Source organism: Sphingobium sp. B2 (assembly GCF_007693735.1).
Lineage (GTDB): Bacteria > Pseudomonadota > Alphaproteobacteria > Sphingomonadales > Sphingomonadaceae > Sphingobium > Sphingobium xenophagum.
The window spans coordinates 2,304,818-2,326,766 of sequence record NZ_VDBZ01000001.1 but is presented as its reverse complement, the minus strand read 5'-3'; the positions used below and the strand labels follow the sequence as shown (position 1 = coordinate 2,326,766).

General features: G+C 62.5%; 22 protein-coding genes. 11 read left to right on the top strand and 11 right to left on the bottom strand.

The genetic code is table 11. The features are described 5' to 3' along the window. Positions 1-9 precede the first annotated feature (9 nt). Together rplJ and FE851_RS11240 are read right to left on the bottom strand one after the other, a co-directional pair. Positions 10-525, bottom strand: a complete 516-nt coding sequence (gene rplJ, locus FE851_RS11245; RefSeq protein WP_107124891.1) for a 50S ribosomal protein L10 — start codon at positions 523-525, stop codon at positions 10-12. Between the two features lie 536 nt (positions 526-1,061). Continuing rightward, positions 1,062-3,167, bottom strand: coding sequence for a RelA/SpoT family protein (locus FE851_RS11240; RefSeq protein WP_145202481.1), 2,106 nt, complete (start codon positions 3,165-3,167; stop codon positions 1,062-1,064). Between the two features lie 111 nt (positions 3,168-3,278). Between FE851_RS11240 and FE851_RS11235 the strand changes: the two genes are divergently transcribed. The 3 genes from FE851_RS11235 (at position 3,279) to FE851_RS11225 (ending at position 5,753) form a co-directional block, all read left to right on the top strand. Then, positions 3,279-3,761 (top strand): winged helix-turn-helix transcriptional regulator, encoded by a 483-nt coding sequence (locus tag FE851_RS11235; RefSeq protein ID WP_019053964.1) that lies wholly within the window; start codon positions 3,279-3,281, stop codon positions 3,759-3,761. A gap of 85 nt (positions 3,762-3,846) precedes the next feature. Then, a complete protein-coding gene (locus tag FE851_RS11230) occupies positions 3,847-4,953 on the top strand; it encodes a sensor histidine kinase (protein WP_017181084.1) in 1,107 nt (368 codons plus the stop codon). Further along, positions 4,950-5,753: a LytR/AlgR family response regulator transcription factor gene (locus FE851_RS11225; protein WP_017181085.1), complete on the top strand. Its 804-nt coding sequence runs from the start codon at positions 4,950-4,952 to the stop codon at positions 5,751-5,753. Before FE851_RS11230 ends, FE851_RS11225 begins: the two co-directional genes overlap by 4 nt. 79 nt (positions 5,754-5,832) lie before the next feature. Here FE851_RS11225 and FE851_RS11220 read toward each other — a convergent pair whose 3' ends face one another. Beyond that, positions 5,833-6,126: a GIY-YIG nuclease family protein gene (locus tag FE851_RS11220; RefSeq protein ID WP_130752012.1), complete on the bottom strand. Its 294-nt coding sequence runs from the start codon at positions 6,124-6,126 to the stop codon at positions 5,833-5,835. A 105-nt stretch (positions 6,127-6,231) separates the two neighbouring features. Beyond that, entirely contained in the window at positions 6,232-6,648 is a 417-nt protein-coding gene (locus tag FE851_RS11215; protein ID WP_145202478.1) for a GtrA family protein, read from the bottom strand. A 42-nt stretch (positions 6,649-6,690) separates the two neighbouring features. Here FE851_RS11215 and FE851_RS11210 point away from each other — a divergent pair, with 42 nt between their 5' ends. Beyond that, a complete protein-coding gene (locus FE851_RS11210; protein ID WP_145202475.1) occupies positions 6,691-8,589 on the top strand; it encodes a hypothetical protein in 1,899 nt (632 codons plus the stop codon). Here the strand turns inward: FE851_RS11210 and FE851_RS11205 are convergent. Both FE851_RS11205 and FE851_RS11200 read right to left on the bottom strand, forming a co-directional pair. Then, complete coding sequence (locus FE851_RS11205; protein WP_017181089.1) at positions 8,551-9,009, bottom strand: nucleoside deaminase; 459 nt, start codon at positions 9,007-9,009, stop codon at positions 8,551-8,553. The two genes, FE851_RS11210 and FE851_RS11205, sit on opposite strands and share 39 nt — an antisense overlap. Before the next feature lie 40 nt (positions 9,010-9,049). Beyond that, the gene (locus tag FE851_RS11200; protein ID WP_017181090.1) at positions 9,050-9,271 is read right to left on the bottom strand and encodes a hypothetical protein; all 222 of its coding nucleotides are present in this window, start codon (positions 9,269-9,271) and stop codon (positions 9,050-9,052) included. Between the two features lie 143 nt (positions 9,272-9,414). Here FE851_RS11200 and rpmB point away from each other — a divergent pair, with 143 nt between their 5' ends. Continuing rightward, on the top strand, positions 9,415-9,708 hold the full coding sequence (rpmB, locus tag FE851_RS11195) for a 50S ribosomal protein L28 (protein WP_017181091.1): 294 nt from the start codon (positions 9,415-9,417) through the stop codon (positions 9,706-9,708). Positions 9,709-9,894: 186 nt separating this feature from the next. Here rpmB and FE851_RS11190 read toward each other — a convergent pair whose 3' ends face one another. After that, on the bottom strand, positions 9,895-10,878 hold the full coding sequence (locus FE851_RS11190) for an esterase-like activity of phytase family protein (RefSeq protein WP_145204358.1): 984 nt from the start codon (positions 10,876-10,878) through the stop codon (positions 9,895-9,897). A 208-nt stretch (positions 10,879-11,086) separates the two neighbouring features. Here FE851_RS11190 and FE851_RS11185 point away from each other — a divergent pair, with 208 nt between their 5' ends. Next, a complete protein-coding gene (locus FE851_RS11185) occupies positions 11,087-11,497 on the top strand; it encodes a glycine zipper 2TM domain-containing protein (protein WP_107124769.1) in 411 nt (136 codons plus the stop codon). Positions 11,498-11,569: 72 nt separating this feature from the next. On the opposite strand, the gene FE851_RS11180 is transcribed toward FE851_RS11185, so the two are convergent. Next, positions 11,570-11,812 (bottom strand): hypothetical protein, encoded by a 243-nt coding sequence (locus FE851_RS11180; protein WP_145202473.1) that lies wholly within the window; start codon positions 11,810-11,812, stop codon positions 11,570-11,572. A gap of 78 nt (positions 11,813-11,890) precedes the next feature. After that, on the bottom strand, positions 11,891-12,106 hold the full coding sequence (locus FE851_RS11175; protein ID WP_130752014.1) for a circumsporozoite protein: 216 nt from the start codon (positions 12,104-12,106) through the stop codon (positions 11,891-11,893). 216 nt (positions 12,107-12,322) lie between these two features. On the opposite strand from FE851_RS11175, the gene FE851_RS11170 reads away from it, so the two are divergent. The 5 genes from FE851_RS11170 (at position 12,323) to FE851_RS11150 (ending at position 19,315) form a co-directional block, all read left to right on the top strand. After that, positions 12,323-13,294 (top strand): ArsR/SmtB family transcription factor, encoded by a 972-nt coding sequence (locus FE851_RS11170; RefSeq protein ID WP_130752015.1) that lies wholly within the window; start codon positions 12,323-12,325, stop codon positions 13,292-13,294. Further along, positions 13,291-14,202 (top strand): methylenetetrahydrofolate reductase, encoded by a 912-nt coding sequence (gene metF / locus FE851_RS11165; RefSeq protein ID WP_019053414.1) that lies wholly within the window; start codon positions 13,291-13,293, stop codon positions 14,200-14,202. The genes FE851_RS11170 and metF overlap by 4 nt, the downstream gene beginning before the upstream one ends. 117 nt (positions 14,203-14,319) lie before the next feature. Next, positions 14,320-15,366 (top strand): homocysteine S-methyltransferase family protein, encoded by a 1,047-nt coding sequence (locus FE851_RS11160; protein ID WP_107124772.1) that lies wholly within the window; start codon positions 14,320-14,322, stop codon positions 15,364-15,366. 93 nt (positions 15,367-15,459) lie between these two features. Continuing rightward, entirely contained in the window at positions 15,460-18,060 is a 2,601-nt protein-coding gene (gene metH / locus FE851_RS11155; protein ID WP_145202470.1) for a methionine synthase, read from the top strand. A gap of 115 nt (positions 18,061-18,175) precedes the next feature. Beyond that, the gene (locus FE851_RS11150; protein WP_145202467.1) at positions 18,176-19,315 is read left to right on the top strand and encodes a 2OG-Fe(II) oxygenase family protein; all 1,140 of its coding nucleotides are present in this window, start codon (positions 18,176-18,178) and stop codon (positions 19,313-19,315) included. Positions 19,316-19,411: 96 nt separating this feature from the next. Here the strand turns inward: FE851_RS11150 and FE851_RS11145 are convergent, their stop codons facing one another. Together FE851_RS11145 and FE851_RS11140 are read right to left on the bottom strand one after the other, a co-directional pair. Next, entirely contained in the window at positions 19,412-20,578 is a 1,167-nt protein-coding gene (locus tag FE851_RS11145) for a pyridoxal phosphate-dependent aminotransferase (protein WP_145202464.1), read from the bottom strand. A 136-nt stretch (positions 20,579-20,714) separates the two neighbouring features. Continuing rightward, positions 20,715-21,872 (bottom strand): pyridoxal phosphate-dependent aminotransferase, encoded by a 1,158-nt coding sequence (locus FE851_RS11140; RefSeq protein ID WP_145202461.1) that lies wholly within the window; start codon positions 21,870-21,872, stop codon positions 20,715-20,717. Positions 21,873-21,949 lie beyond the last annotated feature (77 nt).

Sequence of the window (21,949 nt, the reverse complement as noted above, 5' to 3'; positions counted from 1 at the left end):
TGCGACCAATCAGGCCGCTTCCTTCTCCGCATAGGCGTTGAAGACACGAGCGAGCTGCGAAGCCGGCGTCTGGATGACGGTAGCGAGCTTGGTTGCCGGGGCCTGGATGAGGCCGATAATCTTTGCACGCAGTTCGTCCAGCGAGGGCATCGATGCGAGCGCCTTGACGCCATTTGCATCGAGCAGCACACCGCCCATTGCGCCGCCAACGATCTCAAGCTTGTCGTTGGTCTTGGCGAAATCGATCACCACCTTGGCGGCGGCGACCGGATCGGCCGAGGTGGCCAGCGCAACCGGGCCGGTCAGCATGGAGCTGATCGTTTCGTATTGCGTGTCCTTCAGCGCGATCTTGGCGAGCTTGTTCTTCGTAACCTTGTAGGACGCGCCAGCTTCGCGCATCTTCTGCCGCAGGATCGTCGACTGTGCGACGGTCATGCCCAGGTTGCGTGTGACCACGACAACACCCAGGTCGGCAAAAGTAGCGTTCAGCGTGGTGACGACCTCAGATTTCTGATTACGATCCATGCCATTCTCCACTTCATGTCCACCGGAAAACCCGATGAACGGCAAAAACCCGCGTGCAAGCACACGGGATGTTTAGTCCGAAGGGGAGAGATCGACTGGCCGTTCGTCCGTATGAAGGAAGGCGGCAGACCCGAAACAGACCATGATGGCCCGTCCGGTAAAGAACTTTTCCCCGTCTAGGCTGGACATTAAGAGGGGCAAATTCCCCTCACCAACTGTCTCGGACGGTGAACCCGCAAGGGGTTCGCTGCGGGGCCATTAGCGGGGAAGGGGCGCAATGTCACGCGGAAATTCCTGACACCGTTCGCCCTGAGCGAAGCGAGGTGCCTTCGCCTCCGCTCAGGGGAAGGCTTCGACTTCGCTCAGCCCGAACGGCTGATGCCTTAAACCCGGTCCGCCTGCACCACCTGTCTCTTATACACATCGCGATGTGTATAAGAGACAGTCCTGACACCGTTCGCCCAGAGCGAAGCGAGGTGCCTTCGCCTGCGCTCAGGGGAAGGCTTCGACTTCGCTCAGCCCGAACGGCTGATGCCTTAAACCCGGTCCGCCTGCACCACTGTGTCGAGCGCGCGCAGCGCTGACAATATCCGCATCAGATGCTGGGCGTCGGCGACTTCCAGGTCGATGATGTCGGTGTGGAACGGGCCTTCGCGGTTGACCAGTTGCAGGTTGAGGATGTTCGCCTTGGTCGCGCCGAACACATTGGTGACCGCGGCCAGCGCGCCCGGCTGGGTCTGGACGATGACCTGCAATCGCGCGGTGCCGCCCTTCGACTTGCTGTCCCATGACAGGTCGACCCAGTCGTCATCCTGCCCCGCTTCGAGCGTGCGGCAGTCGATCGTGTGCACCTCGATCGGCCCGCCGGTGCGGCGGATGCCGACGATGCGGTCGCCCGGCACCGGGTGGCAGCAAGCGGACAGGCTGTAGGCGATGCCCGGCGTCAGCCCGCGGATGGAGATGGGCGCATGCTGGCGCGGATGGGATTGTTCCATGTCCTTGCCCGTGGTGGAGCCGGGAACCAGCGCCTCCATCACTTCCGAATCAAGCAGCCGATGCGTGGCGATGGCGACCATCAGCGCCGCGCGATCGTCCAGCTTCAGTCGCTTGAGCGCGGCCTTGAGCGCCTTGTCGCCCAGTTCGCTGGCCAGATCGGGCGAGAAGCGGCCGACAATTTCCTCATACAGCTTTTCGCCCAGCGCGACTTCCTCGCCACGCTGCTTCTGGCGAATATAGCGGCGGATCGCCGCGCGCGCCTTGCCGGTGATGGCGAAGGTCAGCCAGCCCGGCTGCGGTTCCTGCCCGTCGGATTTGAGGATTTCGACCTGATCGCCATTGTCCAGGCTGGTGCGCAGCGGCACGACCCGTCCGTTGACCTTCGCGCCCACCGTCTGGTTGCCGAGCGATGTATGCACCGCATAGGCGAAGTCCACCGGGGTCGATCCCTTGGGCAGCTGGTGCAGTTCCCCCTTGGGCGAGAAGGCGAAGATGCGGTCCTGATACATGGCCATGCGGGTATGTTCGAGCAGCTCGTCCGCATCCTGGCTCTGTTCCAATATTTCGACCAGGTCGCGCAGCCATGCCGCATTACGGTCGCTCGCGTCGCCCTTCTGCTTGTAGGCCCAATGCGCCGCCAGTCCTAGTTCGGCGTCATGATGCATGTCGCGGCTGCGGATCTGCACCTCGATCCGGGCATTGTCCTGATGGATGACGGTGGTGTGCAGCGAGCGATAGCCGTTGCGCTTGGGCGTGGAGATATAATCCTTGAACCGGCCTGGCACCATCTTGAACGTCTGGTGGATGACGCCCAGCGCGCGGTAGCAGTCCGCGGTCGTCTCGGTAATGACGCGGAACGCCATCACGTCGGTCAGCTGTTCAAAGCTGATATGGCGCTCCTGCATCTTCTTCCAGATCGAGAAGGGATGTTTTTCGCGCCCCGACACGGTGACCGGAATGTCCGATCCGCCCAGCAACAGCTGCAATTCCGCGCCGATCCGGTCGACCTTGTCATGGCCGCCTTCCTTCAGCTGCTCCAGCCGCCGGGTGATGCTGGCATAAGCTTCCGGCTCGATCTCGCGAAAGGCCAGCAACTGCATTTCGCGCATGAAATCATACATGCCGATCCGTTCCGCGAGCGGCGCGTAGATATCCATCGTCTCCTTGGCGATGCGGCGGCGCTTGTCGGGATTCTTGATGAAATGCAGCGTGCGCATATTGTGCAGCCGGTCGGCCAGCTTGACCAGCAGCACCCGGATGTCGTCCGACATGGCGAGCAGGAATTTGCGGAGATTTTCCGCCGCCCGCTCATTTTCGCTCATCGCCTCGATCTTGGAGAGCTTGGTCACGCCATCGACCATGCGCGCGACATCCTTGCCGAACGCCGCCTCTATCTCCGCATAGGTGACCAGCGTATCCTCGATCGTGTCGTGCAGCAGGGCGGTCACGATCGTCTGGTCGTCCAGCCCGAAGTCGGTGAGGATGCCCGCCACCTCGATCGGGTGGCTGAAATAGGGGTCGCCGCTGGCGCGCTTCTGGCTGCCATGCTTCTGGACCGAAAAGACATAGGCGCGGTTGATCATCGCTTCATCCGCGTTGGGATCATAGCGTTTGACGCGCTCGACTAGTTCATACTGGCGTAACATCGTTTCCCGATTGTGTGGGAAGTGCCTTGCAGCGCAACAAAAAAATCCCATCTGCCCTAAATACACAGCGCTTTTGCAACTGTCGCTGCTTTGGGCTATCTAGTCATCACCATGAAACATAATCTGGCACAGGATCTGGAACAATGCGCGCTCCCCAGTGCGCTGGAGGCGATGGGAGAGCGCTGGTCTTTCCTTATCCTGCGTGGCGCCCTGTCGGGAATCCGCCATTTCGAGGAGTTTCAGTCTACGCTGGGAATCGCCCGCAACATCCTGGCCAACCGCCTCGCCCGGCTGGTCGAAAACGGCATCATGCTGCGCCAACCCATGCAGTGCGACCGGCGCAAGGTGGAATATCGCCTGACGGAAAAGGGGCGGGAACTGGCCCCGGTCATGATCGCCCTGCGCCAGTGGGGCGAAAAATGGAGCTGCGGCACGGTGTCGTGCCAGGTGCTGGCCGACCGGCGCGACGGCCTGCCGATCCGCAGGGTCACGATACAGGCGCATGACGGGCGCGAACTGGACCTGAACGACCTGGTCTGGCTGTGCCCCGACCAAGTTACCCCGATGGCGGAGGATTCCGCTGCCGCCGCCTGACGGGCGGGCGCAGCGCGGCCAGGGTGAGGACGTTCTGGGCGGTGGCGGCTTCACCAGCCGCTTCAAATCGCCTAGGCTGGCTGCAATGTCTGTTCATCCCTTTCAACCCCAGCCCTTTTTCGCGGACAAGAATCGCGCCTTCTGGAACCTGCAATCGCTGGGCTGGGCCGGCGCGTTCCTGTTGCGCGGATCGTCCACCATCGCCAATGGCCAGCCGCTATCCAGCCTGGTGCCGGTGCTGATTTCCACCGTCACCGGCTATTCGGTGACGTTGTTGATCGCGGTGATGTTTCGCTTCCTGCTCAAGCGCAAACCGATCGTCACCTGGGGCGCATCGATCCTGACGGTCGTGGCCGCCGCCGCGCTGGTCGCCTTTATCGACGCCTGGGTCTTTTCGACCCAGAACAAGGGCAGCGAGACGGCGGGGCTGCAACTGTTCCTGGGCGCTTTCTATCTGTCGATGACGCTATTGGGCGCATGGTCGGCGCTTTATTATGCAATCAATTTCTATCTGACGGTGGAGGAACAGGCCGACCAGCTGCTCCATCTGGAAAATCAGGCGTCGAGCGCGCAGCTGGCGATGCTGCGCTATCAGCTCAACCCGCATTTCCTGTTCAACACGCTCAATTCCATCTCCACGCTGGTGCTGCTCAAACAGACCGATCGTGCCAATGCGATGCTTTCGCGCCTGTCCTCCTTCCTGCGCTATACCCTCATCAACGAGCCGACCGCGCAGGTGACGATCGAGCAGGAGATCGAAACGCTCAAACTCTATCTGGAGATTGAGAAGATGCGGTTCGAGGACCGGCTGCGTCCGGTATTCACCATCGACCCGGCGGTCGCGCGGGCGCGCCTGCCATCCCTGCTGCTTCAGCCGCTGGTCGAAAATGCGATCAAATATGCCGTGACGCCCAAGGAGGAGGGGGCGGACATAACCGTCAGCGCGCAGCCTGCCGGCGAAAATGTGCGGATCGTCGTATCCGATACCGGGCCGGGATTGAATGAAAGCGGAATGAAGCCACACATTGCCGTCAGCGAAGGGACGGGCGTGGGCCTGCCAAACATCCGCGACCGGCTCATTCAGGCTTTCGGGGAACGACAGAGCTTTGAAACACGTTCAAGTCCCGGCGGTTTTTCGGTGATCATCGAAATTCCGCTCAATTTGGAAGATTCATCGAAAGTGGCCGCATGACCATCAGAACAATCCTCGTCGACGACGAAAGCCTTGCTACGCAAGGGCTTATGCTGCGTCTGCAAGCGCATGAGGATGTCGAAATTATCGAAACCTGCAACAATGGGCGCGAAGCGATCCGCGCTATCAAGACGCATAAGCCCGACCTTGTGTTCCTGGACATCCAGATGCCCGGTTTTGACGGATTTTCCGTCGTTCAGGGGATCATGGAAGTCGAACCGCCGCTCTTCATCTTCGTCACCGCCTATATGGACCATGCGATTCGCGCGTTCGAGGCGCAGGCGGTCGATTATCTGCTGAAACCCGTGGAGGAAGGCCGTCTGGCCGACGCACTCGACCGGGTGCGCCTGCGCCTGTCGGACAAGCGGCAGGTGCAGGAAGCGGAGAAGCTGCGCGAGGTGCTGGCTGAAGTCGCGCCCCAGGCGATGAGCGACTTCATCGTGGCGGAGGAGGAAGGTCCGGCGTCCAATCGCTTCGAAAAGCTCATCAACATCAAGGATCGCGGCCAGATTTTCCGCGTCGATGTCGATTCGATCGAGCGGATCGACGCGGCGGGCGACTATATGTGCATCTACACCGCCGACAACAGCCTGATCCTGCGCGAAACCATGAAGGATCTGGAAAAGCGGCTCGACCCGCGCAATTTCCAGCGCGTCCATCGCTCCACCATCGTGAACCTCAGTCAGGTGAAGCAGGTCAAGCCGCACACCAATGGCGAATGTTTCCTGGTGCTGGAATCAGGCGCCCAGGTAAAGGTCAGCCGCTCCTACCGCGACGTGGTGGCGCGGTTCGTACATTAAATAGAACATCATGTTGACGCGCAGTCTGGAATCCAGTTCGCAGGACGGGACTGGGTTCCCGCCTGCGCGGGAACACGGCTTATGTGGCGATATCCTCAAACAGGTCGCGCCACGTTGGGTTCATTTCCTCGATCATGCGCAGCTTCCATTTGCGCTCCCATTTCTTCATCCGCAACTCGCGCTGGCGCGCTTCCTGAATGTCGTCATAGGCTTCGTACCAGACCAGCAAGTGGCAGCGATATTTGGCGCTGAATTCACCGCCAAAGCCGTTGCGATGTTGCCAGGCCCGTTGAACGAGATCGCTGGTCACGCCAAGATATAGCGTCCCGTTCTGGCTGCTTGCCATCAGATAGACGTAACCGGGTTTGGCCATGCCGAAATTCTACCGTGTTCCCGCGCAGGCGGGAACCCAGTCCAGAGGGCGGAACCAGGCTCCCGCCTTCGCGGGAGCAGGCTGTGTTAAAAATCATCCAATGGACTATTTGAACACCCATTGGCGGTTCAGTCCGAACATGACTGCGGGTGTTACGAAGAGCATTGCCGGGATGGGTGACCATTCGGGCCAGCCCATATGGGTCACGCACAGCCAGACCCACAGCGCGTTGAGCGCATAGCTGACCAGCGACACCGCGACGAAGCGGATGCCGCGCGATGCGGCCTTGTCGCGGGTGCCGTGGCCGCGGAAGGTGAAGGCGCTGTGGCTGACATAGCCGATGACGACCGCGGCGCCATAGCCGATCAGATTGGCCAGTTGCGGATGCAGGCCGGCCAGCGCGGCAAGGCTCCAGTAGATGACCGCCTGACAGGCGGTCACGAACAGGCCGGTCACGCCATAGCGGACGATTTGCCAGAAGAGCGCGCGATGCTGCGGTGAAAGTCGGTTGATGATGGCCATGGTCCCCGTTGCGCTTTGCCACGGCTCGTTTAGGGGGCAAGAATGAGCTTGAAAAGCGCCGATACCCTGCGCGCGCGGGTGACCCATATTTGGCCTGTCCTGCTGGCGTGGAGCGCGCGGCACTGGAAGTGGCTGACCTTCCTTATCTGGATCGCGATTGCGGTCGCCATGGTCGTCAGCCGCTGGCCCGCCATACACTGGCTGGTGCTGGGCGATACGGACGACAATATCCGCTATGTGCAGGTGAAGGACTGGCTGGCCGGGCAGGGTTGGTACGACCTGCGCCAATATCGGCTCGATCCGCCGGGCGGCGCCAATATCCACTGGTCGCGTCTGGTCGATATTCCCATTGCCGGGCTGATCCTGTTCTTCCGCGCCTTTGTCGACCAGGGGCTGGCCGATCGGCTGGCCTGCGGCATCGCGCCGCTGCTGCCGCTGTTGCTGCTGATGCTCAGCCTGGGCTTTATCGGGCGGCGGCTGGCCGGGCCGCATGGCTGGTTGCTGGCCGCGCTTGCCCCGCTGGCCGCGCAGATGGGGCTGGGCATGTATGCGCCGATGCGGATCGACCATCATGGCTGGCAACTGGCGCTGGCGGTGACGATGCTGGCCGGCGTCATCGACACCAACCGGCTGCGCGGCGGGCTGATGGCTGGCGTCAGCAGTGCGCTGTCGATCGCGATCGGCATGGAGATGATCGTCTATCTGGCGGCGGGCGGCGGGCTGATCGCGCTGCGCTGGGTGTTCCGCGAAGGGGCGGAACGGCGGATGCTGCCTTATGCGCTCAGCCTGGGCGGGGCGACTTCGCTCTGCTATCTGCTGTTTGCCAGCTATGCCAATCGCGCGATGGTGTGCGATGCGATTTCGCCCATCTGGGTGGCGGTGTTCGGTGCGGCGTCGGCGGGCATGGTGCTGCTCTCGCTTGCCCCTTTGCGCGGTTGGGCGATGCGGCTGGCGGCAGGCGCAGTCGTAGGCGGCGCGGTGGCGGCCTTCTTTTGGCTGAGTTGGCCGCAATGCCTGAGCCCCTATCAGATTTCGCCCGAACTCGAACGACTGTGGCTGGCCAATATCCGTGAGGCCAAGCCGATCACCGCGCAGGCACAAAGCCTGGTCGTGCCGTTGCTGGCGATTCCGCTGGCGGGGCTGGTCGGGCTGATCTGGGCCTTGTGGGACGCGCGGCGCGATGCGGAGCGGCTATGGGCCTGGGCGACTGTCGGCCTGATGATGCTTTTTTCCACCGCCTTGCTGTTCTGGCAGTTGCGCGCGGGGCCAGCGGCGCAGCTGCTGGCGATCCCGCCTGCCGCCTGGGCCGCGCACCGGCTGATCGTCGCGATCTTCACCGGCACGCGCCGGGTGCGAATCGCGGCGGGGGCAGGGGTGGCACTGCTGGCGGCGATCGCCTGCGCCTATCCGCTCTATCCGCAGATCATGCGCGGATGGGCGGAATTGACCGGCAACAAGCCCAGGCCCTGGCGGCCATCCGCCATCGCCCGCAACGATGCGATCAAGAAAGCCAATAGCCGGTGCCGCACGCTGCCCGCGCTGGAGGTGCTGGACCAGCTGCCCCCCGCGACCATCTTCACCATGGTCGATCTGGGGCCGCGCCTGATCGCGACGACGCATCATAGTGCGCTGGCCGGTCCCTATCATCGCAATGGTGCGACGATTCTGGACATGCACCACGCCTATGACGGCCCGGCCGATGCCTTCCGCCCCATCGCGGCGCGGCATCACGCGACCTATTTGCTGGTGTGCCCCAATTTCCCCGAAGGCACGATCTATCAGTCGCGCAGCCCGCAGGGTTTCTATGCCGACCTGATGCGGGGCGCAATTCCGCGCTGGCTGGTGCCGGTGACGCTGAACAGCGGCATGACATTGCCCTATCAGCTCTACCGCATCGATTATTCAGCGTCGGGCGGCAAAAAAATCCCTGAGCAGCGCTGAGGCTTCGGCTTCGGCCAATCCGCCATAGACTTCGGGCCGGTGCAGGCATTGAGGCTGGGCGAACAGACGTGGCCCCTGCTCGATCGCGCCGCCCTTGGGATCGCCCACGGCATAATATAGTCGCGCGATCCGGGCGTGGGAAATGGCTCCCGCACACATCGGGCAAGGCTCCAGCGTGACCCACAGGTCGCAGCCTGTCAGGCGAAAATCGCCCAGATGGATGGCCGCCGCCCGCATCGCGACGATTTCGGCATGGGCGGTGGGATCATGATCGCGGCGGTTGCGATTCTCGCCCTCGCCAATGATGATGCCGTTTCTGGTCACCACCGCGCCGATCGGCACTTCGCCCGCCGTTTCGGCCGCGCGGGCCAGCGCCAGCGCGCGGCGCATCGGATCGGGCAAGGGAAAGGGCGAGGACATGACATCCCCGCCCTTACAGCATCTTGCCCGTCACGCGAACTCAGGGTTTCTTGACGGCGACAGTCGGCACTTCGACGGTTTCGTTGCGGGTGCCAACCTCAACCTTGGCGACGCTGGCTTCATATTTGGGAAGCGCGCCTTCCTTGACGGCGATTTCGGGAAGCCGTCCGTCCCGCGTTTTCTGCAAGTCGATGAAGCCGGTGGCGATGCCGCCAGCCAGCACGAGCAACAGAATGATCAACAGCCCGCCAATGAATCGCATTTCAACCTCCCATATGTTACGGGGCGACAACGCTTCGCCGCGCAAAAGGGTTGCGACACGCCGAGCGGCGGGTTGACGGCCAGAGGGAATCCCGTTATCGGCGCGGCTTTCCGAACGAACCCGAATTACAAGGTTGATTGACTATGTCGCGCATTTGCGAGCTGACCGGCAAGGGTCGCCAGGTGGGTCACAATGTTTCCCACGCCAATAACAAGACCAAGCGGGTGTTCCTGCCGAACCTGCAGAATGTTTCGCTGATCTCCGAAGCGCTGGAAACCAGCGTGAAGCTGCGCGTGTCGACCCATGGTCTGCGTTCGGTCGAACATAATGGCGGCCTGGACAACTGGCTGCTCAAGACCAGCGACGACAAGCTGTCGCTCAAGGCGCGTCGCCTGAAGCGCGACATCGTCAAGAAGCAGGCTGCCGCAGCCGCCTGATTTCTCGATTCGTTTCGGCATAAGAAGCGGCCCCGCAACGGGCCGCTTTTTTGCGTGCGAATGGGGCGCTGGATGGCCCGCAAGCCGCGCCTTTCTGCGCTTCCGGTGCTCACGTACTGAAGTACGCTGCGCGCCGGTTCTCGAAATTCACGACTTGCGATCCACCCTGCACCCCATTCGCAGCTATCAATCCAGTGCGAATTTCAGCAGCAAGGTCCGCTGGAAAAATTCGTGATTATCGTCGGACACGACCCAGATGATTGTCCGTCCGTTCTCCCGGCTGATCGCCAGTCCTTCGAAATTGTCGGCCAGCAGCGGCGGGGCGAGACGGGCGAGGGTGCGGGCCTTTAGCTCCATGCCCGGTTCCAGCCGTTCGGGCAGGTCGACGATCGCGATCGTCGCGGTGAACAGTTCCTGCAAGGTCAGGCGGCGATTGAGGACCAGCAGGTGGCGGGCATCCAGCGCCACAGCGTCGGTCGGGCGATAGCCCTGCGGCGGGGTGTAGCGCAGATGGAACGGATCGGCGGTGTCGCTTTCTGCCGGGTCGCCGGGAAATAGCAGCGTGTCATGACGCCCATCGGCCGTCATCCCCATCTCGCCGATCGCGATGAAGCGGCCATCGGGCAGGCGCGCGAGTGATTCGATCGACCCGGTCGGGGGCCATGCCATGATCTGCGGCCAGGTGCGGCACGCCTCCACCCGCGCAAAGCCGGGGGAATAGCGGCAGATTGCCTGCTGCAATTCGAACCCCACCCAATAACGGTCGGTCGCACGATCGTGGGTCAGCGATTCTGAATCCCAGGCCCACCAGGGGCGATCGCGGTCCTGTGGCCGAATGGGCAGGGGGGCGATGAACGGGCGGCGGCGCGCTTCGCCCGGCCCGACATGCAGCCCCATCAATATGCCGGAATCGCTCAAGGCCAGCACATCGCCCGGCGGCGACACCAGCATGGCGGAAATGCCGCCAAAGCCTGGATTGGCGCTGCGCAGTTCCCAACCGCCCAGATAGTCGAGCGCGCCCACGCGTCGCAGCGCAGGATCGTTGGTGCTGAGCGGCAGCGCGCGCGCCGTCACGAGCAGCGCGCCCGGCTGCACGGTTGCGGGTTTGCTGTTGTGCGGGGCGGGCAGCAGCAGGATGGCGAGCGCCAGGACGATCAGGATTCGCGACATTCCCTTCGCCATAGGATAATATCCTGCCGGGCGCAGCAAGCGGTTGTGCGCCTCAAATTGTACTTTTCAGCGGAGGTCGACTCTGAACCATGGCTGTCAGCCCCATTCAGGGTCGGCTCAAGGCGAATCGGTCATAAGATGATCATGACTGGCGAAACCCGTGCGTGGGACGCGCCAAGGCATTGATGGTTTTGGAAGGAGCAACGCCATGAAGATGAAGTTTCTGATCAATATGGGAGCCGCTCTGGCAATGGGCGCTGCTTCCCTGGCCGTGACTGCAACCCCGGCTATGGCCCGCGATGGCTATTATCGCGGTTATGACCGTGGCGACTATTATCGCGGTGACCGTTATCGCGGCTATCGCGGGGACCGCTATTATCGCGGCAATGACCGCTATTATCGCAACAACGCCTATCGTGGTGGCTATCGCGGCGGTTATCGCTGCCGGGACAATGGCACGGGCGGCACCATCATCGGTGCGATCGCTGGTGGCCTGCTGGGCAATGAGGTCGGCAAGGGTTCGGGCCGTTATGGCCGTCGCGGTGACGGCACGGCCGGCGCGATCATTGGCGCAGGCGTCGGTGCCCTTGCGGGTCGCGCGATCGATCGCGATTGCTGAGCGGGTGACGTGAGACCTGCGGGTTATGCAGGATAAGGGAAAGGCCGTCTCGTTCGAGGCGGCCTTTCTGCGTCAGGGGTTGGAGGCTGGCGCTGGCGCTACCCGGCTGCGATCGGCGCGGGCCGCCGTGCTGGCCGCCGGATTGAGACCTGCGCTATCATTTTGCGCCGCCCCCTTTTGTGCGTCGAGCATCGCCGCTGCATCATTGAGCGCACTGGCTTCGCTGGCGCTGACCCCGCCGACGCCATCGGGCGACCCCGAACCGCAGGCCGTCAGTGGCAGCAGCGCCGCGGCGATGAAGATGGTGCGGATCATCGATCGGTCCCCAATGGAAAAGGGGCCGCTCCGTTTCCGGCGCGACCCCCAATCAAATTCTGAAAAGTCCTGCTGGACTTACATCGCGTTCGCGACGTTTTCGGTCGCGTTCGACGCAGCGTTGGCGGCGTTGTCGGCGGCGTTCATCGCAGCGTTCATGGCGTTGTCAGCAGCATTCGATGCGTTCTCAGCCGAGTTGGCGGCGTTGTCGGCAGCGTTTTCCGCGCCACCCGAGCAGGCGGCCAGGCCGAGCGAAGCAGCGAGAACGAGCGAAAGAGCGATAGACTTGGTCATGGGCAGAAACCCCTCTCTGAGAATAAAAACGGTGCAGACCACTCTCGGAGAAAAGCTCACCCCCCATTGCGCCTGCGCATCGATTCGTAATGCTTTGGATGATGCAAGGCAATCCCATTCCTGCAATCCGGGCCGCAAAGCCGGGCGCTTTTGTTCGCAGTTGCGGAAATTCTGCGGGCATTGACGTATATAAAGATTTCTTTATATGATGCCGCAATGCACACGGCACTCGATATTTTCCGGGCACTTGGCGACCCGACGCGGCTGCGCATCATCCACCTGCTGCGCGCGATGGAACTGGCCGTGGGGGAGATTGCGCAGGTCGTGGGGCAAAGCCAGCCGCGCGTGTCGCGCCATGTCCGTATCCTGGCCGAAGCTGGCCTTGTGGAACGGCGCAAGGAAGGCAATTGGGTATTCCTGCGGCTGGGCAAGGGGGATGATGTTGCGCCCTTCATCGCGCTGTTCGACCGACTGACGCCGTCGGAAAGCGAAACATTGTGGCAGGCGGCGGATCTGGCGCGACTGGCGGCGGTGCGGGCGGATCGGGCGCGCGCTGCGGAGGATTATTTCGCCGACCATGCCGAAGAATGGGACGCGATCCGCTCGCTCCACGTGGCCGAGGCGGATGTCGAGGCGGCGATGACAGCGCTGCTGGAGCGTGAGCCGATCGGCCACTTGCTCGACATCGGTACTGGCACCGGGCGGATGATCGAACTGTTCGGCGGCGCGGCGCAGGCGGTGACCGCGATCGACCGCAGCCCCGACATGCTGCGGCTGGCGCGGACCAAGCTGCCTGAGGATGCGCGCGACAAATATGCGCTGCTGCTGGGTGATTTTGGCGCATTGCCGCTGGAGCCGGGCAGCGTGGATACGGTCGTGCTGCATCAGGTGCTGCATTATGCGCAGGCGCCTGAGCAGGTGATAGGGGAGGCTGCGCGCGTCACTGCGGCCAATGGCCGGGTACTGATCGCCGACTTCGCGCCGCATGAGCGGGAGGAGTTGCGCGTGCGCGACCAGCATGCGCGGCTGGGCTTTTCCGACGAACAGATGGAAGGCTGGTTCGCCGCTGCGGGCCTGCAACTGGAACGGGTGGAGACTTTGCCCGGCCATGAACTGACAGTGCAACTGTGGCTGGGGCGACGCAAGGGCGCGCCTGTCCGGCAGCAAGAAGGACGGATTTCCGCATGACTTTGAACGATCCCGCCGCGCCGCTCTATGCGGACCTTGCGGGCGACTGCCATGTCAGCTTTGAATTTTTCCCGCCCAAGACGGAAAAGATGGAAGCGCAGTTGTGGTCGGCGATCGAAACGCTGACGCCGCTTCAGCCCAAATTCGTGTCCGTAACCTATGGCGCGGGCGGATCGACCCGTGAGCGCACGCATAATACGGTCGCCCGGATCGCGCGGGAAACGCCGCTGGCCGCCGCCGCGCACCTGACCTGCGTGGGCGCGAGCAAGGCGGAAATCGGCGAGATTGCAGACGCCTATTGGGAGGCGGGGGTGCGCCATATCGTGGCGCTGCGCGGCGATCCGCCCGAAGTCGGCGGCACGTTCGAGCCGCACCCGGAGGGGTATAAGGGCGCAGCCGAACTGGTCGAAGGGCTGATGCAGCGGCATCCGTTCGAAATTTCCGTGTCCGCCTATCCAGAGGTGCATCCCGAAGCGGCGAGCGCGCAGAGCGACCTTGATAATCTCAAGCGCAAGCTGGACGCCGGGGCGACCCGTGCGATCACGCAATTCTTCTTCACCCCCGACGCCTATTTCCGGTTCCTAGACAAGACTTTGGCGGCGGGAATCACGGCTGACATCGTACCCGGCATCATGCCGGTCAGCAATTTCGCCGCGACGCAGCGTATGGCGGCGATGTGCAATACGCAGGTGCCCAGCTGGATGGGCCGCCTGTTCGAAGGGCTGGACGATCATCCCGCATCGCGCCAGCTGGTGTCGGCGACGATCGCGGCGGAACTGTGCCGCAGCCTTTACGGCGGGGGCGTGCGCGATTTTCATTTCTACACGCTCAACCGCGCTGAACTGAGTTTTGCGATTTGCCATTTGCTGGGCCTGCGGGCGACGGCGAGCAATGGGGGAACGGCATGATCTGTACTCATCCGTTCGCCCTGAGCTTGTCGAAGGGTTCCACCGACCGCAGGGAGGTATCTTCGCCTCCGCTCAGACAAGGGCTTCGACGCGCTCAGCCCGAACGGAGTTTTTAATATGACAGCCGAACAGACATTGCGGGCGCTGGCCGCGGACAAGATCCTGATCTTCGATGGCGGCTATGGCACGTCGATCCAGAAACATGGCCTGACCGAGGCGGATTATCGCGGCACGCTCGACCTGCCCAAGGATCAAAAGGGCAATAACGACCTGCTCTGCCTGACCCGTCCCGACATCGTGGAAGGCATCCACAGCGCCTATCTGGACGCGGGCGCGGACATGATCGAAACCAATACGTTCAGCTCGACCAAGATCGCGATGGCCGATTATGGCTGCGAACATCTGGTGTGGGACATCAACATCGCCGCCGCGAAGCTGGCGCGCGCCGCGTGCGAGAAGGCGACGGCCAAGGACGGCAGACCCCGCTTCGTCTGCGGTTCGATCGGCCCGACGAACAAGACGCTGTCCATATCCCCCGACGTCAACGACCCCGCTTTCCGCGAGGTCGACTTCGACACGCTGAAAGCTGATTATCGCGAGCAATGTGATGCGCTGATCGCGGGAGGGGTCGATTTCCTGCTGGTTGAAACCTGCTTCGACACGCTGAACGCCAAGGCGGCGGGCATGGCCGCGCGCGAGGCGGAGGAGGCGGCGGGCCGATCGGTGCCGCTGATGCTCAGCTTCACCATCACCGACATGTCGGGCCGGAATCTCTCAGGCCACACGATCAACGCCTTCTGGTATTCGCTGCGCCATCTGAAGCCGCTCACGATCGGGGTGAACTGCGCGTTCGGCGCGGATCTGTTGCGGCCCTACCTCGCTGAACTGTCCAAAAATGCCGACACGCTGATCCTGGCCTATCCCAATGCGGGCCTGCCCAATGAACTGGGGCAATATGACGAGCTGCCCGCCACCACCGCGCGGCTGATCCGCGAATGGGTGGACGAAGGGCTGGTCAACATGGTCGGTGGCTGTTGTGGCACGACGCCCGCGCATATCGGTGCGGTGGCCAAGGCGCTGGAAGGACACAAGCCGCGCGCGGTACCGCAATTGCCCGTCGTTACGCGGTTGGCGGGGCTGGAGCCGATGCATATCGCTGCCTAATACCATCCTCCCCCTCGATAGCGTGATACCCCTCCACCATGCCTGCGGCATGGTCCCCCTCCCCCTAAGGGGGAGGATTTTTGGAAGAAGCGAATGACCACCAAATCCACCGCCAGCTTCGTCAATGTCGGCGAACGCACCAATGTTACCGGATCGGCCAAGTTCAAGAAGCTGATCATGGCGGGCAATTATGCCGCTGCGATCGACATTGCGCGCGAGCAGGTGGAAAATGGCGCGCAGATCGTCGACGTCAACATGGACGAGGGGCTGCTCGACGCGGTCGAGGCCATGACGACCTTCCTCAAGCTGATGACGTCTGAGCCGGACATCAGCCGCGTACCGGTGATGATCGACAGCTCCAAATGGGAGGTCATCGAAGCGGGCCTCAAATGCGTGTCGGGCAAGCCGATCGTCAATTCGATCAGCATGAAGGAGGGCGAGGAGGCCTTCCTATTCCATGCCCGCAAATGCATGGCCTATGGCGCCGCCGCGGTCATCATGGCCTTTGACGAAACGGGGCAGGCCGATACCAAGGCGCGCAAGGTCGAGATTTGCGAGCGCGCCTACAAGCTGCTGATGACCATCGGCTTCCCGCCGGAGGACATCATCTTCGATCCCAATATCTTCGCGGTCGCGACGGGGATCGAGGAGCACAACAACTACGGCGTCGACTTCATCGAGGCCTGCCGCGAGATCAAGGCGCGCTGCCCGCACGTCCATATCTCCGGCGGCCTGTCGAACCTCAGCTTCTCGTTCCGCGGCAACGAGCCCGTCCGCCGCGCGATGCACAGCGTGTTCCTCTATCATGCCATCCCCGCTGGCCTCGACATGGCGATCGTCAATGCAGGACAGCTCGACGTCTATGACACGATCGACCCGGAACTGAGGACCGCGTGCGAGGATGTCGTCCTGAACCGTGACCCGGAAGCGGGCGACCGTCTGGTCACGCTGGCGGAAAAATATCGCGGCACCGACGCGGTCGCCGACAAGGCCGCCGAAGCCTGGCGCAGCTGGCCGGTCGCCAAGCGGCTGGAACATGCGCTGGTCAAGGGCATCGACATGTATGTCGTCGACGATACGGAGGAAGCGCGCCTGTCCGCCGACAAGCCGATCGAGGTGATCGAAGGGCCGTTGATGGACGGTATGAACGTGGTTGGCGACCTGTTCGGCGCGGGCAAGATGTTCCTGCCCCAGGTGGTCAAGTCCGCCCGCGTCATGAAGAAAGCGGTCGCGCACCTGCTGCCCTTCATCGAGGCCGCCAAGGAACCGGGCGCCAAGGGCAAGGGCAAGATCATCATGGCCACGGTCAAGGGCGACGTCCACGACATTGGCAAGAATATCGTCGGCGTGGTCCTTCAGTGCAACGGCTTTGAGGTCATCGACATGGGCGTGATGGTCCCCTGGCCCGACATCATCAGGGCGGCGAACGAGAATGACGCCGACATGATCGGCCTGTCCGGCCTTATCACCCCTTCGCTGGACGAGATGGTGACGGTCGCCACCGAAATGCAGCGCGCCGGCATGACCATGCCGGTGCTGATCGGCGGCGCGACGACGTCCAAGGTGCATACCGCGCTGCGCATCGACCCGTCCTATACTGGCCCTGTGGTCCATGTGCTGGACGCCAGTCGCGCGGTCGGGGTGGCGACGGCGCTCGTCTCCGAAACGCAGCGCAATGATTTCGTCCGGAAAACCAAGGATGATTATGAGCATGTCCGCGTCGCCCGCGCGAACAAGGGGCAAAGCGCGCTCGTCAGCCTGGAGGACGCGCGTGCCAATGCATTCGAGATTGACGAGAGCCTGAAAGCGCCGCGCCCGCGCCTGCCGGGCGTCCATCGCTTTCCCGACTGGGATCTGAAGGATCTTATCCAATATATCGACTGGACGCCCTTCTTCCGTGCCTGGGAACTGGCGGGCAATTATCCCGCGATCCTGACCGATCCGGTGGTAGGCGAAAGCGCGTCGAGCCTGTTTGCCGATGCGCAGGCGATGCTGGACAGGATCGTCAACGAAAAATGGCTGGTCGCGCGCGGGGTTGCGGGCCTGTGGCCGTGCCGTCGCGAAGGCGACGACATCATCGTCCATGTCGAGGATGAGAAGCACTATACCCTGCCGATGCTGCGCCAGCAGATCCAGAAGCGCGAAGGCCGGGCCAATATGTGCCTTGCCGACTTCATCAGCCATGACGGCGACTGGATGGGTGGCTTTGCCGTCGGCATGCACGGCATCGAGCCGCATCTCGCCCGGTTCAAGGCGGCGATCGATGACTATTCGGACATACTTTTGAAAGCGCTGGCCGACCGCCTGGCTGAAGCCTTTGCCGAGCGCCTGCACCATTATGTCCGCACGGCGCTATGGGGCTATGCGGAGGGCGAGCAGCTGACGAACGAAGCCCTGATCAAGGAACAATATCGCGGCATCCGCCCCGCGCCGGGCTATCCCGCCTGCCCCGAACATAGTCTGAAACCCATATTGTTCGAGATGCTGGACGCCCATCACGCCACCGGCATCACGCTGACCGAGAGTTTTGCGATGCTCCCCACTGCTGCGGTCAGCGGCTTCTATTTCGGCCATGCTCAGGCGGAATATTTCGGCGTGGCTCGTGTCGGCCGCGACCAGCTGGAGGATTATGCAGTAAGGCGGGGGATCGATATTGATACGGCGGAGCGCTATTTGAGGCCGAACCTGGATTGAGGGGGCGGGCGACCGGGCGCTCTCTCTCCAACATCGACTGGAGGCGGCGAAGGTTGCGTTGAACGCCGGGCTTGGGCAGACCTGTGCGAACGATCGTGATCCTCAAGGAATTGACATGCTGCTGGTCGGTGACCCTGTCCCCTCATTCTTCGTTCGAGGAGTCACAAATCCCCGGTTTTCATTCGATAGCGCAGCCGGGCGCTACATCGTCGTTACCTTCCTGGGCAGCGGCGCTTCTCCCGGCGCGCAGGCGTTTCTGGCGGCCATGCACGCCGAAACCAAGTACCTGGACGACAGGTTCGCATGCGCGTTCATCGTCACGAACGACCCGCGCGATGAACAGAGCGGGTTGCTGACGGAGCGTCAGCCCGGAATCCGGCTATTCCTCGACTTCGACCTGGAGATGGCGACATTATTCGGGGCTGTCGGGCGTCAGAAGGAAAATGGCTCCGCCGTGGCGCTCATGACCTGGATACTCGACCCAGGTATGCGCGTGCTCAGGATTTTGCCGATCAATGATCTGGCGACGCATTATGACGACATATGTGCTGCGCTGGACGGGCAACCGGCGCCGAAGGCGGATATGGATGCATGGGCGCCCATATTGGTGGTGCCCAACGTGCTGGAACCGGATTTCTGCCATAAGCTGATCACCTATGCCGAAACGGTCGGGCTGAACGACAGCGGCTATATGAAAACGGACCCAAAGACCGGCGAAACGGTCCAGGTACTCGATCATGTCCACAAGCGCCGGTCCGACTGCAGCATTGATGACGAGCAGCTGCGCAATGCGTTGAAAGCGCGCATTCGCCGGCGGCTTGTTCCGCCGATCGCCAGGGCATTTCAGTTCACGGTGTCCCGGATGGAGCGATACATCGTTGCGCGCTATGATTCCAAGTCCGGGGGACATTTTCGCCCTCACAAGGACAATACGACGCTGGGAACGGCGCATCGCAGATTTGCGGTTTCCATCGGTCTCGACGCTGATCGCTATGAACGCGGGGATCTGCGTTTCCCCGAATTCGGCCCGCGCACCTATCGGCCACCGACTGGCGGGGCGATCATATTCTCCTGCTCGCTGCTCCACGAAGTTCTGCCCGTGACCAGCGGCGAGCGATATGCGGTTTTGCCATTTCTATATGATGAAGCGGCGGCCCAGATCAGGCTGGAAAATGCCAAGCATCTTCAGGATGCCGGACTGCGGGAAAATGTCATCCAGTCCGTGACGGGCGATTCCAGGCCCAAGGCGGAATAGGGCACTTCTTTCGTACCTCCCGCACCTCCCCTCTAGCCAAAAAGGGCGCCCGGTTGCCCGGACGCCCTTCTTCGTTTCGTAAGGAAAGGGGATGCCTTACGCTTTGTAGACCTTGTCGACTGCCGCGCGGAATTTGGCCATGTCGTCGGCGGAGCCGACGGTGACGCGGGATACGGTGGGCCAGATCGCCCAGCTGCGGCCGATCTGTACCTTTTCCGGGGTCGCCAGCAGCGCGGCCTGCATGTCCTTGGCGGGCTTCTTCCAGTTCACCATGAACATATTGGCCTGGCTGCCCGGCTGGACCTCGATGCCCTTCCTGGTGAGCCAGGCGATGGTTTCCTCGCGATTGGCGATCATTTCATTGCGGCGCGCCTTGATCAGGGCGGCTTCGGTATAGACCGCATTGCCGCAATGCATCGCGGTGATGGCCAGACCGCCGGCTGCCGGGCCGAACAGCATGATGCGCTTCTGCACTTCGGGATCGGCGAAGGTGAGGCCAAGGCGCACGCCGGCCATGCCGAACAGCTTGGAGAAGGTCCGCATGACGATGATGTCCTTGCGGTTGCCGATCAGCGTGGCGGCGCTGGGGCTTTCCGAGAAGTGGATATAGGCTTCGTCCACCAGCAGCATCGAATCGGCGGGCTTGTTGTCGAGCAGCCACTGGATGTCGGCCAGCGGCGTGATCGTGCCGGTCGGGTTGTTGGGCGTGCAGATATAATAGAGGCCCGCATTAGGATTGGCGGCCAGCATCGCCTTTACATCATGCCCCTTGCCGATGGCCTGCGGAGCCTTGGCGATGGGGGCCTTCATATAGTCGGCGGTGCGCCAGGCGGATTCGAAGGTCGGGTCGGCGGTGACCAGACCCTTGGTCGGCGAGCAATAGGCCGCGACGATGCTGACCAGCGGGCCGCCGGAACCGGGCCAGGGCATGACATGGGTTTCGGGAAGTCCCTCGACCGAGGCGACGGTCTTGACCAGATCGCCACGATAATTGTCGGGATCATACCAGTTGCCAAAGGATGCAGCCTCGGCGGCGGCGGCGACGCCGGACGGGAAGGGGCCGGTCCAGCATTCATTCGCACCGATGCGAACCGCGCCCTTGATGCCGCGCCCGGCCTGCTGCTGCGCCATCGCGCCGCTGCCCAGCAATGTGCTGGCGGCGACGCCTGCACCCAGCAGGGCGGCCACTTCGGCCAGCTGGCGGCGCGAATAGCCGCGTTCGATCAGATCGTCTCTGGCATCCTTGTCGAGCATCATCGTCATGTCGTCTGTCCCCTTTGTCCTGCCATCCGGGCGTTCGTTCCGGGCGTTCAGGGGGTAAAACGAAGCGGCGGCGCATTTCCGCAATGCGCCGCCGCCAGAAATCGTAACTTTTTGACGTTGAAAAAGCGGGGTGCCGTCAGGCTTTCCACACCTTGTCCACGGCGGCGCAAAAGGCATCCATGTCCGCCGCAGAGCCAACCGACACGCGCGAGACATTGGGCCAGATCGGCCAGCTGCGGCCAATCTGCACATTTTCCGCCAGCAGCGCATCGGCCATGGGCTTAGCGGGCTTGCCCCAATCGATCATGAACATATTGGCATGGCTGCCGGGGATGACCTTGATCTTCTTCTTCGTCAGGAAGGCGATCGCCTTTTCGCGATTGGCGATCATTTCGGCCCGCCGTGCCTTGATGAGGTCCGCCTGGGCGACCGACACCGTGCCGCACGCCACGGCGGTCATCGGCAACATCGCCGTCACCTGCCCGCCATCATAGCGCATCATCTTTTCCATCAGCGCAGGCGCGGCGAAGGTGAGGCCCAGCCGCATCCCCGCCATGCCGAACAGCTTGGAGAAGGTACGCAGCACGATGACATCGTCACGGGTCGCGGCCATTTTGGCGGCGGTGCCGGTTTCGGTCCAGTGAATATAGGCTTCGTCCACGACCAGGATCGCGTCCTTGGGCTTGTTGTCGGCCAGCCACTGAATGTCGGCGACCGGCGTTACGGTGCCGGTCGGATTGTTGGGCGAACAGATATAATAAAGCCCGGCATTGGGGTCCGCCGCCAGCATCGCCTTGACGTCATGGGCGTAATCCTTGGTCAGCGGCACCTTGGTCACTTTCGCGCCCAGCCAGTCGCCGGTCCGCCAGATCGCTTCATAGGTGGGGTTTGCCGTCACGATGCCGCGCGTGGGTGAGGCAAAGGCGACAGCGACGCGGCTGAGCGGATCGGACGATCCGGGCCAGGCGACGATGCGATCCACCGGGATGCCCTCTACCGCGGATACGGCGTCGAACAATTTCTGATGCTCATTATCCGGTTCGTAGCGATTGCCTTCGGTCACCAGCTTGAAACCGGCTTCGGCTGCAATCGGGAAAGGGCCGGTCCAGCATTCGTTCGCGCCGATTCGGACAGCGCCCGCGACCGGCTTGGCCGCCTGCTGCGCCAGGGCGCCCGTCGCGCGGATCGCCGCTGCGCCAGCGCCCAGCAGGGCGGTTGCCTTGGCCAGTTGCCGCCGCGAATAGCCGCGGTCCAGAAGGTCGCGCTCAAACGCCGTTTCATTCCGTGTCGCCATGGTCCCATTCTCCCAGAAAGCCGATTTTATCTTCTTAGACGATCGTACAGAATGTTTCCGCCATGCAAATGACATCT